Below are 14,059 nucleotides of genomic sequence, written 5' to 3'. Positions count from 1 at the left end.
CCTCAGCGGGTCTCGTCCGCGGGCGGTCCGGGCCGCGGCGCGGTGGCCCCGATGGCCTTGGCCAGCAAGGGGAACAGCAGAACGGTGGTCGCCCCGGCGGCCACCAGCGTCGAGGCCATGGACTGACTCATCAGTCCGGCGTCGGTGGCGACCTGGGTGATGGCCACGATGATCGGCAGACCGGTCGCCGCGTACAGCGCGAGCTGCGCGCGTTCGCGGCCCCGCGCCAGATTCGCGCCGTGCGGCACGAACCGCTCGCTGAGCCACACCGGCAAACCGCGAGCCAGGGCGATGGCGAGTACGAAGGACACCCATCGCAGCGGCTCGTGCGCCACCGCCGCCGGATCGATGCCCATGCCGGAGACCACGAAGAAGATCGGGATGAGCACCCCGAAACCAATTGTCTCCAGGGATTTCTCGATTTCCGGAAGCTCCTCGTCGACCAGGCTGCGCAGGATCAGGCCCGCGGCGAACGCGCCCAGCACCACATCCAGATCGAATACACCGGCGATGGCCATCAGCACCAGCAGCAACAGGAACACCACGCGTACCGGCAATTGTGTTGTGCCACCGCTGAGTTCATCGAGCAGCCGCGGCAGACCATGTATCCGGCCCAGCAGATGCCGCGGCACCAGCGCGATGAATCCCGCGGCGACGGCGAACAATGCCAGCACCACGATCGCCGCGCCGGGACTGCGGCTGGTCAGCAGCACCGACATGGCCACGATGGGCGCGAGCTCACCGACGGCACCGTGCGCGAGCACCGCGCGCCCCAGCGGCTTGTCCAGCACCCCATCCTGTTTCACGATCGGCAGCAGGGTGCCCAGCGCCGTCGAGGTGAGGGCGATGGCCACCGCGAGCTGCGCGGTGAAACTCGAATCCCGGGCGGCGAAGTGCACGATGCCCAGCGCCAGCGCCAGGCATACCAGCCAGGTCGCCCACGCCACCCGTCCGGACCTGGCGCGCAGCAACCGCGGATCCAGTTCGTATCCGGCCAGCAGGAAGAGCATCCCGAGCCCGAGCTCGCTGAGCAGATCGACGCCGCCACCGGATCCGGCCCAGCCCAGCACGAACGGTCCGAGCACCATGCCCGCTACCAGCAGGATCACCACATCGGGAACGAACCCGCGCAGCAATCGGAGCGATGGGGGAAATGGCCGCTACCGCTGCGATCCAGAACAGCGACACAATCGCCGAAGAACCGGATTCGGCCGTTGCCGAGGCGGCCGTGAACAGGGCATCGACCGCCGGAATCACTCCGCAATGGTGACACGCCCCGAGGGGAGGCCGCGGGTGTGACACGACGGTGTGACGGAGTAGCCAGACATTCGCGGTATGACAGGCGTATCCAGGAGTGATGGGCAGCCATCCGAAACGGCTGGGCCGCCACCCGCGGCGGACACCGTTCTACGGCGTGGTCATGATTCTCGCGGCCATGCTCACCGGACTCTGGGTGCGCGACTGGCCGAGCCCGGTCCTACAGGTCATCGCCTACATCGCGCTGTTCGTCATTGCCGCGGTCGGTTTCGTCATGACCTTCCGCGACTATTCGTGAACGGGCCGATCAGGCGCAGTAGAAGCAGATCCCGTTGGCGGGCAGCTGGGTGAAGCAGATCCCGTTGGCGGGCAGCTGGGTGAAGCAGTCCGCGCACACCGGCGCGCGGGCGGGTTCCGGCTTGACCTCGGGGGCGGGCGTGCCCAGCGTGACCCGGCGCTTGGCCGCGACCTTCGGGGTGAGCGGCGGGACGCCGCTGTCGGCGGGCACGGCCGCGCCGTAATGCTGATAGCACTGCCAGCGCGCGTAGGCGGCGTGCAGTTCCAGATCGTCGGGGATGGGGAGCCCGGCGAGTTCGAGCACGTATTTGTAGGCGTCGCCGATGGTGTGGTTCTGGCGAACGCACAGCGCCGTCAGCGGCGGTTCACCCGCGCTGTGACAGCGGCGCGCGACCTTGCGCAGAATGGCGTCCATCCAGGTGCGCGTCGGTGCCTCGGTGTGCACGCCGGAGGATTCCTGCACCCGCTCGGCCAGTTCGTTGACCGTGACGAAATATCCGTACCCGGTGGCTGTTTCGGCCAGCTCGGCATGCGCCGCCAAGGCCCATGCCACCGTCGCCTCGCGGAACGGCACCGCCGTGCCGTCGGCTGCTCGCCATGCTCCTGCCGTTGTAGGTGCGGAATCCCTCATCACCCGTATAAGTTATCGCGTCCCGCCCCGCCGAGGCCAATGCGCATTTCGCATATCGAGTGTTGTTGCGCCACAATGTCTTCACCCCCTCGGCGTGGCGGTTGCGTGTCGAATTGGCCACGGTGGCATATCGCACACCGATTTCGGGGGTAATGTTGGTCTCGGTTACCTCTCCGCAATCGAACATCCGCATGACCGACTTTTCCGGAGGACTTTGGAGGTGCGCGATGAGCGCGAACACAATCTGGCTCGGCAGCACGGGTGACCGGCCCTCGGACTGCGTGGCGGCCGCGCGAATTCGCATGACCGTGCCCGCGGGCTCGAATGCCGTCGCCTTTCTTCAGCGCGGGGTGTCCCCGGAAGGCGCCGCGACCGTCTCGGAGCCGGGCGGAGTCTCGGCCGGGTAGTCGGGCCGCCAGGCCTCGACGACCCCCGGCACGCCGTCCTGCACCACATAGCCCGCGCGGGTGACGATCGGCGCGCCGGGCCGGTGGACGAAGGGCATGACGCGGAAATCGGTGTGCAACAGGCCGTGATCCACGTCGACCCGGACATAACCGCGCTGCGCGTTGAAGAACTTCATATCCGGATTGGCCGCGAGCAGATTCCGCCCGGTCTCGTTCATATCAATGCCGTCACCGCCGCTGGTTATGGAGGTGCCGGTGAATTCCACACCCACCACCGGTGATCGCAGATCCGCGAAATCGCGGCGCAGATCGGCGGCGTAGTTGTGATGCCGGTCGCCGGTCAGGACCACCAGATTGCGCGCACCGCAGGCGGCGGCCGAACCGAGCACGGCATTGCGGTCGGCGATATATCCGTCCCAGGCGTCGTTGCCGAGCAGCACCTCCTCGCCCGGATCGTAATCCGAGCGCGTCATGGCCACCTGGTTCCCCAGGATCTGCCAGCGCGCGGGCGAGTCGGCGAAGCCGTCGAGCAGCCAATCTCATTGTCGCGCACCGAGTAAGGTGCGATCACCGGCGAAGCGGGCATCGCAGTCGGAGGTCAGGCTGCCGTCCCCGCACGCCTGCCGGGTGCGGTACTGGCGGGTGTCGAGCATGGTGATCTCCGCCAGATCGCCGAACCGATACCGCCGGTGCAGCAGCATGTTCGGCCCGGACGGCATTTGCGCGATACGCAGCGGCTGATGCTCGTACATGGCCTGGAAGGCCGCCGCCCGGCGGCGCCGGAACAGGGCAGGCACCCGGTAGATGTCGATCCCGATCCCGCCCTTGTCCCCGGCCCAGTTGTTGTCGACCTCGTGATCGTCCATGGTGACCAGCCACGGGAAGGCGGCATGCGCGGCCCGCAACGGCGCATCGGATTTGGCCTGCGCGTAGCGCAATCGGTAGCCGCGCAGATCCACGGCCTCACCGGGCAGATCCGGCGCGTCCGCGCCCTGCCTGCCCTGCCGCCACGACCGCTCGTAGATGTAATCGCCCAGATGCACCACCAGATCGAGGTCTTCGCGGCTCATATGGTCGTAGGCGGTGAAATATCCCGAACTCCACGACTGACACGATGCGAAGGCGAATCGCATGCGCGCAATGGCCGCACCGGCCGGGGGAGCCGTGCGGGTCCGCCCGATCGGCGAAATGGCCGAGCCCGCGCGGAACCGGTAGAAATACCACCGATCCGGATCCAGACCGTTGATTTCCGGATGCACGCTGTGCCCCAGTTCCCGGGTGGCAACCGCGCTGCCGCGCGCCACGATCCGGCTGAAGTTCTCGTCGTGGGCGACTTCGTAGTCGACGGTGTGACCGGTGCGTTGGCCATGCCGCCGTGCCCGTCGGGAGCCAGCGGATCCGGCGCGAGCCGAGTCCACAGCACCATGCCGTCGGGCGTCGGATCACCCGAGGCCACACCCAATGTGAACGGATCATCGCCCGGGAACCGCGGTGCGGGAAATCTGATGCTGCTGGCCGCGGAGGCGCCGACCAGCACCGCGGCCGATCCGGCCGCGCCGAAACGTAACAACTGGCGGCGTGACAACTCCATAAGTCACGGTACTCGAGCGCATCGAATGTCCTCGTGAACGGCTGTTTGTTTGCCGGGAAATTTCCGATTACAGCTCGGCTGCTCCGCTCACGGCGTGCGGCCCCCGGGAGAATCCGGGGGCCGCACGCCGAAGGCATCGCCGCTCAGCTGAATTGAACATTCGTGATGGTGAGGCCCGCGTCCCGGACATTGTCGGTCAGACAGGGCCCGACTTGGGAACCCCCGTCGATCGGCCCCTGGGAGACCGACATTCGCTGGCCCGCGCCGGGACCGTCGGTAATGGTCACGGTATTGGTCTTCGGAGCGCCCATACCGCCCGGGACGTCCCACGGGCCGGACACTCTGCTGACCCTGCCGTCGGACCAATTGACGACCCCGTCGATCTGGCCATTGATGTCGAAACAATTGCCATTGCCTGCGAAGGTGCCGCTGAACGTGCCCGTGGGAGCCGGAGTGCCCTGGCAGCCGGTCAGATCGCCGGTGAAGGTCGCGGTGGCGGGCGCCGCGGCCAGTCCGATCGGGCTGCTGCGGAAGGCGATGTTCCCGCCGCCGCAACTGCCCGAAATGGGTTTGGCCGCGGCCTGAGTCGCGGTAGCGAGGGGAGCCGCGACGGCGGCGACGGCAAGGGTGACGGCCGCGAGGGCGGATTTACTGGAAGCGAACATGGAGAGCCACCTTTCTGGAGACTCGTGCCGGTGTGGGTTGGATATGGCGGGTGTTCTTCCAGCTGGTGCGAACCTGAGCGCATCAGAAGGCTAATAGCGGAAAAGCATCGCCAGCTATGTGGCCTGGATCACTGGATTGCCGGTCGGCCCCGGGACGGCGGGCGCTGTGCGGCCGGTGGCGGAAGGTGCAAATCTGTTGGCGGATCCGGCCGCGCGACATGCGCTCGTGGCGGTCGTTGTCCGTGCTGGTCGCGGCGGGGACCATGTGGGAATGTTCGACTGGGATCTGGTTCGCAATACCTCCAGCGTCCACGTCATGACGCAACTCGCCGCCGAGCGCGGCATGCCCGTATCGGAGGCCCTGGCCGGGACCCGGCTCACCCCCGAATCGGTGCTGGATCCGAATGCCGAGGTCACCGCGCGCGAGGAGCTGGTGGTGGTGCGGACGGTGCTGCGCCGCTTCGGCGCCGAGCCCGGTCTGGGCGTGGCGGCGGGCGCGCGCTACCACATCTCGTTGTACGGGCCCTGGGGTCTGGCGCTGCTGTCCAGCGGCAGCCTGCGCCAGGTCATCGAGGTGGCCCTGCGGTATCTGGATCTGGCGTTCGTTTTCGGCCAGCTGAACTTCGTGGAGGGCCCCGAGCGCAGCCGCCTGGTCTTCGACGGCGCCGAGGTGCCGCCCGATGTGCACCCGTTCCTCGCCGAGCGGATCATGTCCGGCATTCAGACCATCGGCCGGGAGCTGTTCGCGGCCGGGGTGCCCGCCGAGGTGGTGACCTTCCGTCATCCGGCGCCCGCCGATACCGCGCGGTATCGCGAGGTCTTCGGCGTGGAACCGGTTTTCGAGGCCGCGGAGGACGCCATCGGTTTCCACAGCGGCTATCTGGATCTGCCGCTGCCACAGGCCAACGAGTGGGCCCGCAGCACCTGTGAACAGCTGTGCCGCGAGTTGCTGGACCGCCGTCGGGCCCGGACCGGAATGGCGGGCGCGGTGCGGAATCTACTGGCCCGCAATCCGGCCGTGCTGCCCGATCAGGTGGCGGTGGCCGCCGCGCTCTGCGTCAGCCCCCGTACCCTGGCGCGCCGCCTCAGCGCGGAGGGGACCTCCTTCCGCGCCCTCGGTGACGAGGTGCGGCGCGTGCTGGGCGAGGAACTGCTCACCCATACCGATATGACCACAGAACAGGTCGCGGTGCGGCTCGGCTATGCCGACGCCGCCTCCTTCATCCGGGCCTTCCGGCGCTGGAATTCCTGCCCGCCACAGGAATTCCGCCGCCATCCCGCTGCGGCCCGGCTCCGGGACTGACCGCTATCGCGGGGTGTCGCCGAGCGCCTGCGCCGCCGGGCCGACCTGGGCCGCGATATCGAGCAGCAGGCGGAAGACGTCCTCGGGCAACGCTTTCCCGTTGCACCACAGGATGTTGCAGTTCGATGCGGCGTAGGGGCCGACACCGAGCAGGATCGAGGCGAAGTTCACCGGATCGGCGAGCCGGGCCAGGTCCTCGAGGTTGCGGGCCAGCGGGACCGCCGGGTCGTGAATGGCGTACGGGTCCACGTACGGTTCGTCGGGCACATCGTCGACCGCGGCGTTCATGCGGCGGAAGTACTCCTTGTTGTCCGGGTTGGAGGTGCCGGTGAGCAGGCCGGTGAGATTGCCCGGTTCCATGCGGGTGGGGATGCCGAGCCGCACGATCACCAGATCGCGGCTCGGCACGACCGCGACGAACTGCCCCAGCGCGCCGGAGAAGGCGTACATATCGCGGGGCGAACCAGGGAAGACACCGTGTGAATAGTGCTGGGGAACAGGGGAATTGACGCCGCGGTAGGTATCGCCCGCATTGAGCCAGATCAGGAAGCCGTACCCGCCGTTGGCGGCGGTGGGTTGCACGGCCTGCCGCACGTAGTCGGCGTCGATGAGCTGCCGGTCGCCGTAGCGCCCTTCGCGCAGCAGCAGGTGCCCGATGCGCGCCAGATCGCCGGGCCGCATGGCCAGGCCGCCGTTGACCGCGGTATTCCCGCTGCGATCGCGCAACCAGATCCATTGGTCGCGGTCGATTCCCAAGGGACCCATCAACTCTCGCTGGACGAACTCCTGGAAGTCCAGGCCCGTGGTGAGCTCGACGATCTTCGGCAGCAGGGTCAGCACGGCCTGCGCGTACTGGAAGGTGGTCCCCGGCTCGTACTCGAAGGGCGTAGTGAGCGACTGCAAGACCTGGTCGGTCTGGAGTCCCGCGATATCCGCGGGCCAGCTGAAGTGCAAACCGCTTGTCTGCGTGAGGATGTGCCGCACCGTAAGCGCCGCATGCGCGGCATCGGCCTGCGGGAAGAACTTCCCCAGTGGATCGTCCACCCCGAAATACCCCATGGACACCGCGCGCCCGACGGCGACGGCGGCCACCCCCTTGCTGGCGCTGGCCAAGGGCATCGGCAGATTCCCGGTCGGTGTGCGCTCGCCGACCAGACAGCCGTGCCGATAGACCTGCACCGCGAATCCGCCGGTCCGCGTACCGAAGTCGAGTGCGTCGGTCACCGCGGCCGCGTCCATCCCGACCGCTCCGGCCGCCCGGCGCTCGAACGCCCGCCCGGCCCCCGGATCGGCGCAGCCCGGATCAGCGGGTTCGGCCCCGGCGACAGGTGAGATCAAGGACAGGGCGACGAGCACGGTGGCGCCGAGCCCACCCGCCCACGACCCCCGGAGCAACCGCATGAATACAACCTTTTGCCTGACGACGTTGTCCGACCGGCCGCCCCGAGTTCTGGCACCGGCCGGTCTCAGACCGCATAGTAGCCGGATGTATCCCACGACACAATCACTCTCGAAATGAGGACGCCGCCACAGCATCCGAATCGGAGCATGCAGTAATGCATGTAAACTCAGGTAAATTGCTCTGCCGCTCGAGAGGGGCCCGAACCGTGTCCGAACCTTCGTCCTTGACGCTCGAGGCCCGGGATCTGCTTCGCCGTCAGATCATCGAAGGGGACCTGCGCCCCCGGGAGCGCCTGGTCGCCGCGGATCTCGCGGACAAGCTTCAGGTTTCGCGCACGCCCGTGCGGGAAGCGTTGTACCTGCTGGCGTCCGAGGGGCTCGTGGTGCCCGCCAAGCGCGGGTTCGCGGTGCGCGAGTTCACCCCGTCGGAGATCAAGGAGATCTACGAGGTGCGCGCGGCGCTCGAGGGTATGGCTGCCCGGCTGGCCGCCGAGCGGGCCACCCGCGAGGCCATCGACGCCGTCCTGGAGGTCGGCGCGGGCACGGTCACTCTGGCCAGGTCAGCCCGGCAAGTGCTGGTGGACAAGAACACCGAGTTCCATCGAGCCATCCTGACCGCCGCGGGCAATGCCCGGCTCAGCAAGCTCAATGGCCAGAACAGCGAGCACTTCTTCAACTACCGCATCGCCGACCTCTACAGCGACGAGGAGGCCGTGGCCTCGATCGAGGGGCATCGCATGATCGAGGCCGCCCTGCAGAAGCGCGACGGCGATGCCGCCGAACGGGCCGCCAACCCCCTTGCGCCCCAGCGCGAATTGCCGCCAGCGGTTGCCGGTGCATACGACTGCTCATAGACTGCATGCAAAGTTGAATGCATCTAGGAGGTGCCAATGGCACTCTTCACCGCTCGCTCCGGCCAGACGGCCTACGGCTACCCGATTGGAATCATCTGTGCGCAGTGGCACATTCCCTTCATTCCCGGCGATGTGAATCACGCCGCGAGCTTCGACTATCCGGTGCGGTATCTGCCGGTGGAGGTGCCCGGTGCGGAGATCCTGCGCGGCGCCGCCGCGCAGGAGACCTTCACCGAGGTGATCGTGAGCGCCGCCCGGCGGCTGGAAGCCGAAGGCGTGCGGGCGATTACGAGCAACTGCGGATTCTTCGGGCTGTGGCAGCGGGCGGTGGCGGACGCGGTGGCGGTGCCGGTGTTCATGAGCAGTCTGCTGCTGACGCCGTTCCTGCGTTCGCTCATCGGCGCCGAGCGCAAAATCGGTGTGGTGGTGGCCAATTCGGCCGCCGTCACCGACCGGCTCTTGGAATCGGTCGGCGTGCGCCGGGACGCCGCGACGGTATTCGCCGGGCTGGAGTCCTACTCGCACTTCGGATCGGTGGTGCTGGAGGAATCCGGGAAGCTCGACAGCGATGTCATGCGCGACGAGGTCGTCCAGGCCTGTCGCGAGTTGCTGGTCGAGCATCCGGATATCGGCGCCCTGCTCCTGGAATGCAGTGATCTGCCGGTCTATTCGCGGGCGGTGCACGAGGCCGTCGGCATCCCGGTCTTCGACTGGGTGGCGCTCATCGACTTCGTCGAGCGCGCCGTCGTGCCCAAGGTCTATCACGGAATCTATTGAGGAGCAGTCGATGTCGAATGTCATGATGGTCAATCCCGCAACCCTCGGTCCGGCCCTGTTCCCGTACTCGCAGGCGACGCGGGCGGGCGGATTCGTGTTTCTCGCCGGTCAGGTCGCCCTCGACGCGGGCAATGCGGTGGTGGCTCCGGGCGACGCGTACGAGCAGACGACGGTGATCCTGGACCGGATGCGGGTGATCCTGTCCGAGTTCGGCCTCGATCTCAAGGCCATCGCCAGCGCAACGGTTTTCGTCACCTCGCTCGAGGCTCTGCCCGGATTCAACCGGGCGTGGGAAGAGGGCTTCGGCACGCATCGCCCGGCCCGGGCGACGGTGGTGGCGGGCCTGCTTCTCGACGGCCTGGTCGTCGAAGTCCAATCCATCGCGGTGGCGTGAGGGGGCCGGGACCATGCACACGGTAGTGATCGGAGGCGGCGTCGTCGGCGTGACGACGGCCTATTACCTTGCCGCCCAGGGCCACAGCGTGACCGTGCTGGAACAGCGCGCCGAACTCGGGCAGGACGCCACCGGCGGCAATGCCGGGCTCATCGCGCCCAGCCACTCCTTCGCCTGGGCCTCGCCGCAGGCGCCGCGCATGCTGGTGCGCTCACTGCGCGGGGAGCGCACCGCCATCCGGGTGAAACCGACGCTCAGCCCGCGCTTCCTGGGCTGGGGTCTGCAGTTCCTGCGCGAGTGCACGCCGGGCCGGGCCCGGGCCAATACCCTGGCCAAACTCGCGCTGTGCCAGTACAGCCAGCGCGAGATGTACCGCCTCGTCGACGAGGAGGGCGTCGACTACGACGAGGACCGCCGCGGCGCGCTCTACCTCTACCGCGACAATGCGCAACTCGACCTCGGTCTGCGCAAGATGCGGTTGCTCGCCGACCACGGGCAGGAGATCGAGGCGCTGACCGCCGAGCAGGTGGCGCGCATGGATCCGGCCTTCGCGGGCGCGACCGGAATCATCAAGGGCGCCATCTACGGAAAGACCGACGGGACCGGCAATTCGGAGAAGTTCAGCGCCAATCTCGCCACGGTGTGCGAGAAGCTGGGCGTCGAATTCCACACCGGGGTCACGGCGCGCGGACTGGTGCAGCACCACGGCCGGATCACGGGACTGGAGACCGACAAGGACTTCTACCGGGGCGACAACTATGTGATCTGCACCGGCGTCGGCAGTCCCTTCCTGTCCCGGACGGTCGGGCAGCGGCTGCCGGTGTATCCCGCGAAGGGCTATTCGCTGACCGTCGATATCGCCGATGAGACGGCCGCACCGACCTACGGCGGCGTGGACGAGGCGACCCTGGTGGCCTGGTCGCGCATGGGCTCCCGGCTGCGCATGTCCTCGACCGCCGAATTCGGCGGCTACAGCCGTCAATTCACGCCCGAGGACTTCAGCAATATCTTCGCCATGGCGCGCGAGCTCTTCCCGGCCGCCGCTGACTGGGAGACCGCCCGCATGCGGTCCTGCCTGCGTCCCATGACACCCGACGGTCCGCCGATCATCGGCCGCGGCCACCGCCACGACAACCTCTACTACAACACCGGCCACGGCCATATGGGCTGGACCATGGCGTGCGGATCGAGCCGCGCGCTCGCCGACCTCATGGCTGGTCGGCAGCCTGCCGTCGATGTGGCGCCCTTCGCGGTGCGCGCGTTCCGGCGGTAGCACCGAGTCTTCCCGCGCGGGGTGCGGGCCGGGGAGTGGGCAACGGCGCCTTTGTTCATATCCATCACAAACAGTGGGGACCTACGCTGTGAAACCACGTCTCGATAGATACGAAGAATTCATCGAACGCGAGTACAAGGCCGGATTGCGGAAATTCGACGAGTACTCCATCGATGCCATGCGGCCCGAACTCGTCGACATGTTCCGCACCGGGAAGGTCAAGCGCATCGTCTTCACCGGTATGGGCTGCTCGGCGATCGTGTCCGATATCGTCCGCGGCTACTTCACCGAAATCGGCCTGCCGGTGGAGGTGTATGTGCTCAACGATTACGAATTCCGCTTCCTGGCGCCGAAATCGGTGCTGGAGGATCCGGGCACGGTCTTCATCATCAGCTCTTACAGCGGCTACTCCAACGAGCCGCTGCGCGCCTACGAAGCCATTCGCGAGGCGCACGACCGGACCATGCTGCTCACCTCGGGTGGTCCGCTGGCCGAGGCCGGTCGCCGCGACGGCACCTCCATCGCCTACTGGCGGCTGAAGGAGCCGGACCGGGAGTATCCGCTGTTCCACGTGTCGCAGTACTTCGCGATCCTCATGGACATGTTCCACGAGTTCGGGCTGATCGCCGACGATCACCACGCCCGGCTGGCGGCGCTGTCGGAGGAGCTCGAGCAGGTCTACGACGACGAATCCCGCGCGCTCGTCGAGGAATTCGCCTTCAAGAGCCAGGACGCGAACATTCTCATGATCGCCTCGCCGAAATGGTTCGAAAGCCTGCTGAAGCTGGCGAAGATGCACATCAACGAAATGGCCATGGTGCCCGCCTCGCGGAACTATTTCCACGAGTTCTGTCACAGCGAGGTCGCCACGCTCTCGGATCCGGAGACCAAACACAGCGTGCTGTGGGTCGCCGACCCCGAGGACGACGACTACACCAAGGCCAAGGGGCGCAATCTGGTCGATCTGCTCACTGCGGCGCGACCGCAGAACGATCGCATCACCGTCACCGTGCTGCCCTTGCGGGGTGAGGACTTCCTGAGCCGCTATTTCAGCGCGCTGGACATCATCCAGCGCGCGAGCCTGGCACTCGGGCGGTATCGCGATGTGGAGTCGAGGGATCTGATCTCCTCGGCGGCCGGAAATTCCTGGTACCACAGTTCGACGATCGATGCCGAGTTCGAACTCGCCGGCTAGCGCGGGCGCACCACCTCGGGACCGCGCGGCGGCCGGTGCGTTCCGGCTGGTCGCCGGCGGCTTCCTGGGCATGATGGCCGGGGCCGGGGCCCCGTCCCCGGTTTATCGTGTCTACCAGCAGGATTGGGGCTTCTCGCCCTCCATCGTGGCGCTGGTGTTCGTGGTGTACGTGATCGCGCTGCTGGCGGCGCTGCTGGGCTTCGGCGAATTGTCGGACCGGGTGGGGCGGCGGCGGGTGCTGGTGGTCTCCCTGCTGGTGCTGGCGGGCGCGATGCTGTTGTTCGCGGCGGCGCGCGGGCTGCCGGAAGTGCTGCTGGCCCGGATCGTCCAGGGTTTCGCGACCGGCGCGGCCACCGGGGCCTTCGGGGCGTCGGTGATCGATCTGCAGACCCGGCCGCAGCTCGGGTCGTATGTCACGGCGGTCGCGCCCACGCTCGGGCCGGGCGCCGGGGCGCTGCTGTCGGCGATTCTCATAGACGTCCTGCCGTGGCCGCGGCGCACCGTGTTCGTGGCGCTGGCTGCGCTGTATCTGGTTGTGGCGCTGCTGATTCACCGGGTGCGCGCCGACTCGCTCGACGTGCGGCGGCCGGTGGCGGGCGGCACCCGGATCCGTTTCGCGCTGCCGCCGGGCTTCCGCGGCCCCTTCCTGCGCTTCGCGCCGACACTGATCGCGGCGTGGAGCGTGGGAGGTTTGTTCCTGGCGCTCGCGCCGAGCTTCATGCCGGTGGTGTTCGGGGTGCGCGGCGGCATTGCCGGAGCGCTCACGATCGTCGTCCTGCCGGGCGCGGGTGCGGTGACCGCGAGCCTGCTGCGGCCGCGACCGGCGACCGCGTGGCGCACCCTGATCGCCTGCGCCGGTCTGGCCGCGGGCACGGCGGTGCTGATCATGGGCGTCGGGGTCGGGAGCGCCGGGGTGTTCCTGCTCGGCTGCCTGCTGGCCGGAATCGCCTTCGGCGCGGCGCTGTTCCTCGCCACGGCGGTGCTGGGCCGGGCCATACCGCCCGCCCAGCGCAGTGGGGTGCTGTCGGTGATCTTCGTGGTGAACTATCTGGCCTTCGCCGTTCCGCCGCTGCTGGCCGGGGTGTGCGCCACCCGATTCGGTTTCGTGCCGACCCTGCTGGTGTACCTGTGCGCGGCCGCGGGCCTGTCGGTCCTGGCGGCCGCGGCGCTGGTGCGGCCCGCCCGAGACGAAGGGCGGCGCCATGTTTGAACTGAGCCCACCGCAGATCTCGGTCCTGGTCGGTGGTGACCCGCTGCGCCGCTGGGTGGCGCAGGGCATCCGGGCGCGCACCGGTGCGTCGTCCACGCGGGCCTGGTACTCCGACGACGGCGCCGCGGCCGCCATTGCCAGACCCGCGCTCGCGCAACGCGATCGAGTCCTGATGATCGGTGATCCGGACGCGGCCGCCGCACTGCTGTGGGAGCTGCTGCCCCTGCTGGGCCCGACCTACCGTCCCTTCGGCGACCGGACGCTGATCGAGCACCTGGTGGCCCGGCTCCCCGAGCTGGAACGCCGCGGTGACTTCTACTGGATGTGGCGGACCGGTGTCGCCGAGGAACGGGCAGAGCTGCGCCTCAGCTATTCGAATGTGCTTCCGGCGCAGCGGCTGTCGGTGTCCTCGCCGGTCCGCTGGGCGCACCGCCGGGATATGGCGGGCATTGCCGGACTGCTGACGGCCAACTTTCCCGACTCCTATGCCCAGCCCGGCCGGGCGGGGGTGGAGCGCTGGGCCCGCATTGCCATCGGCGAGCGCATTGTCGCGGCCGGGGCGTGGGCCTGGTCGGAGGAGAGCGTCGGCCTGATCTCCGGCGTGACCGTCGAATCCGCCTTGCGCGGTAAGGGTTTGGGCCGCGCCGTCGCCACCTTCCTGGTGCACGAGGCGCTGCGCACCTTCGGCACCGTCGGCCTGCTCGCGGACGAGGACAACATTCCCGCCGTGGCGCTCTATCGCAGCATGGGGCTGCGTTCGGTACCGCTGCTCGCCGCCAAGGTGCGGGAGCATTGACTGCATGC

The 14,059-nt window shown here is 68.1% G+C and carries 12 protein-coding genes and 2 pseudogenes; 9 read left to right on the top strand and 5 right to left on the bottom strand.

Going from position 1 to position 14,059, the window contains the following annotated elements; translation table 11 throughout:
- Nucleotides 1-2: 2 nt before the first annotated feature.
- Nucleotides 3-1,236, bottom strand: a pseudogene (locus NC4_RS17110) (cation:proton antiporter).
- Nucleotides 1,237-1,357: 121 nt separating this feature from the next.
- Here NC4_RS17110 and NC4_RS17105 point away from each other — a divergent pair.
- A complete protein-coding gene (locus tag NC4_RS17105) occupies nucleotides 1,358-1,555 on the top strand; it encodes a hypothetical protein (protein ID WP_067539085.1) in 198 nt (65 codons plus the stop codon).
- A 9-nt stretch (nucleotides 1,556-1,564) separates the two neighbouring features.
- On the opposite strand, the gene NC4_RS17100 is transcribed toward NC4_RS17105, so the two are convergent.
- The 3 genes and pseudogenes from NC4_RS17100 to NC4_RS17090 form a co-directional block, all read right to left on the bottom strand.
- The gene (locus tag NC4_RS17100; protein ID WP_245721774.1) at nucleotides 1,565-2,185 is read right to left on the bottom strand and encodes a hypothetical protein; all 621 of its coding nucleotides are present in this window, start codon (nucleotides 2,183-2,185) and stop codon (nucleotides 1,565-1,567) included.
- A gap of 340 nt (nucleotides 2,186-2,525) precedes the next feature.
- Nucleotides 2,526-4,183 (bottom strand): annotated as a pseudogene (locus NC4_RS17095) (alkaline phosphatase D family protein).
- A 143-nt stretch (nucleotides 4,184-4,326) separates the two neighbouring features.
- Nucleotides 4,327-4,848, bottom strand: coding sequence for a hypothetical protein (locus NC4_RS17090; RefSeq protein ID WP_067539079.1), 522 nt, complete (start codon nucleotides 4,846-4,848; stop codon nucleotides 4,327-4,329).
- A 271-nt stretch (nucleotides 4,849-5,119) separates the two neighbouring features.
- Between NC4_RS17090 and NC4_RS17085 the strand changes: the two genes are divergently transcribed.
- On the top strand, nucleotides 5,120-6,151 hold the full coding sequence (locus NC4_RS17085) for an AraC family transcriptional regulator (protein WP_067539870.1): 1,032 nt from the start codon (nucleotides 5,120-5,122) through the stop codon (nucleotides 6,149-6,151).
- A gap of 3 nt (nucleotides 6,152-6,154) precedes the next feature.
- Here NC4_RS17085 and NC4_RS17080 read toward each other — a convergent pair whose 3' ends face one another.
- The gene (locus NC4_RS17080; RefSeq protein WP_067539078.1) at nucleotides 6,155-7,552 is read right to left on the bottom strand and encodes a serine hydrolase domain-containing protein; all 1,398 of its coding nucleotides are present in this window, start codon (nucleotides 7,550-7,552) and stop codon (nucleotides 6,155-6,157) included.
- Nucleotides 7,553-7,758: 206 nt separating this feature from the next.
- Here NC4_RS17080 and NC4_RS17075 point away from each other — a divergent pair, with 206 nt between their 5' ends.
- The 7 genes from NC4_RS17075 to NC4_RS17045 all read left to right on the top strand — a co-directional run bounded on the left by NC4_RS17075 (nucleotide 7,759) and on the right by NC4_RS17045 (nucleotide 14,051).
- The gene (locus tag NC4_RS17075) at nucleotides 7,759-8,406 is read left to right on the top strand and encodes a GntR family transcriptional regulator (protein ID WP_169814818.1); all 648 of its coding nucleotides are present in this window, start codon (nucleotides 7,759-7,761) and stop codon (nucleotides 8,404-8,406) included.
- Nucleotides 8,407-8,442: 36 nt separating this feature from the next.
- A complete protein-coding gene (locus tag NC4_RS17070; protein WP_067539069.1) occupies nucleotides 8,443-9,183 on the top strand; it encodes an aspartate/glutamate racemase family protein in 741 nt (246 codons plus the stop codon).
- A gap of 10 nt (nucleotides 9,184-9,193) precedes the next feature.
- Nucleotides 9,194-9,577 carry a RidA family protein gene (locus NC4_RS17065; protein WP_067539066.1) on the top strand — a complete coding sequence of 128 codons (384 nt, stop codon included), beginning with the start codon at nucleotides 9,194-9,196 and terminating at the stop codon, nucleotides 9,575-9,577.
- Nucleotides 9,578-9,590: 13 nt separating this feature from the next.
- Nucleotides 9,591-10,850 carry a D-amino acid dehydrogenase gene (locus tag NC4_RS17060; RefSeq protein ID WP_067539063.1) on the top strand — a complete coding sequence of 420 codons (1,260 nt, stop codon included), beginning with the start codon at nucleotides 9,591-9,593 and terminating at the stop codon, nucleotides 10,848-10,850.
- An 88-nt stretch (nucleotides 10,851-10,938) separates the two neighbouring features.
- Entirely contained in the window at nucleotides 10,939-12,045 is a 1,107-nt protein-coding gene (locus tag NC4_RS17055; RefSeq protein WP_169814817.1) for an SIS domain-containing protein, read from the top strand.
- Entirely contained in the window at nucleotides 12,020-13,255 is a 1,236-nt protein-coding gene (locus NC4_RS17050) for an MFS transporter (RefSeq protein WP_084529250.1), read from the top strand. Before NC4_RS17055 ends, NC4_RS17050 begins: the two co-directional genes overlap by 26 nt.
- On the top strand, nucleotides 13,248-14,051 hold the full coding sequence (locus NC4_RS17045; RefSeq protein WP_084529248.1) for a GNAT family N-acetyltransferase: 804 nt from the start codon (nucleotides 13,248-13,250) through the stop codon (nucleotides 14,049-14,051). The genes NC4_RS17050 and NC4_RS17045 overlap by 8 nt, the downstream gene beginning before the upstream one ends.
- The last annotated feature ends 8 nt before the right edge of the window (nucleotides 14,052-14,059 follow it).

The sequence above is a fragment of the Nocardia crassostreae genome (genome assembly GCF_001613405.1).
In the GTDB taxonomy this organism is placed as follows: Bacteria; Actinomycetota; Actinomycetes; order Mycobacteriales; family Mycobacteriaceae; genus Nocardia; species Nocardia crassostreae.
The sequence above is the reverse complement of the archived record's forward strand: the minus strand, read 5'-3'. Positions and strand labels throughout refer to the sequence as shown.

Excerpts from the sequence above, each read along its gene's own strand:
- NC4_RS17065 (WP_067539066.1), top strand. The coding sequence starts at position 9,194 with ATGTCGAATGTCATGATGGTCAATCCCGCAACCCTCGGTCCGGCCCTG.
- NC4_RS17085 (WP_067539870.1), top strand. The coding sequence starts at position 5,120 with ATGTTCGACTGGGATCTGGTTCGCAATACCTCCAGCGTCCACGTCATG.
- NC4_RS17060 (WP_067539063.1), top strand. The coding sequence starts at position 9,591 with ATGCACACGGTAGTGATCGGAGGCGGCGTCGTCGGCGTGACGACGGCC.
- NC4_RS17050 (WP_084529250.1), top strand. The coding sequence starts at position 12,020 with ATGCCGAGTTCGAACTCGCCGGCTAGCGCGGGCGCACCACCTCGGGAC.
- NC4_RS17045 (WP_084529248.1), top strand. The coding sequence starts at position 13,248 with ATGTTTGAACTGAGCCCACCGCAGATCTCGGTCCTGGTCGGTGGTGAC.
- NC4_RS17100 (WP_245721774.1), bottom strand. The coding sequence starts at position 2,185 with ATGAGGGATTCCGCACCTACAACGGCAGGAGCATGGCGAGCAGCCGAC.
- NC4_RS17090 (WP_067539079.1), bottom strand. The coding sequence starts at position 4,848 with ATGTTCGCTTCCAGTAAATCCGCCCTCGCGGCCGTCACCCTTGCCGTC.
- NC4_RS17070 (WP_067539069.1), top strand. The coding sequence starts at position 8,443 with ATGGCACTCTTCACCGCTCGCTCCGGCCAGACGGCCTACGGCTACCCG.
- NC4_RS17105 (WP_067539085.1), top strand. The coding sequence starts at position 1,358 with ATGGGCAGCCATCCGAAACGGCTGGGCCGCCACCCGCGGCGGACACCG.
- NC4_RS17080 (WP_067539078.1), bottom strand. The coding sequence starts at position 7,552 with ATGCGGTTGCTCCGGGGGTCGTGGGCGGGTGGGCTCGGCGCCACCGTG.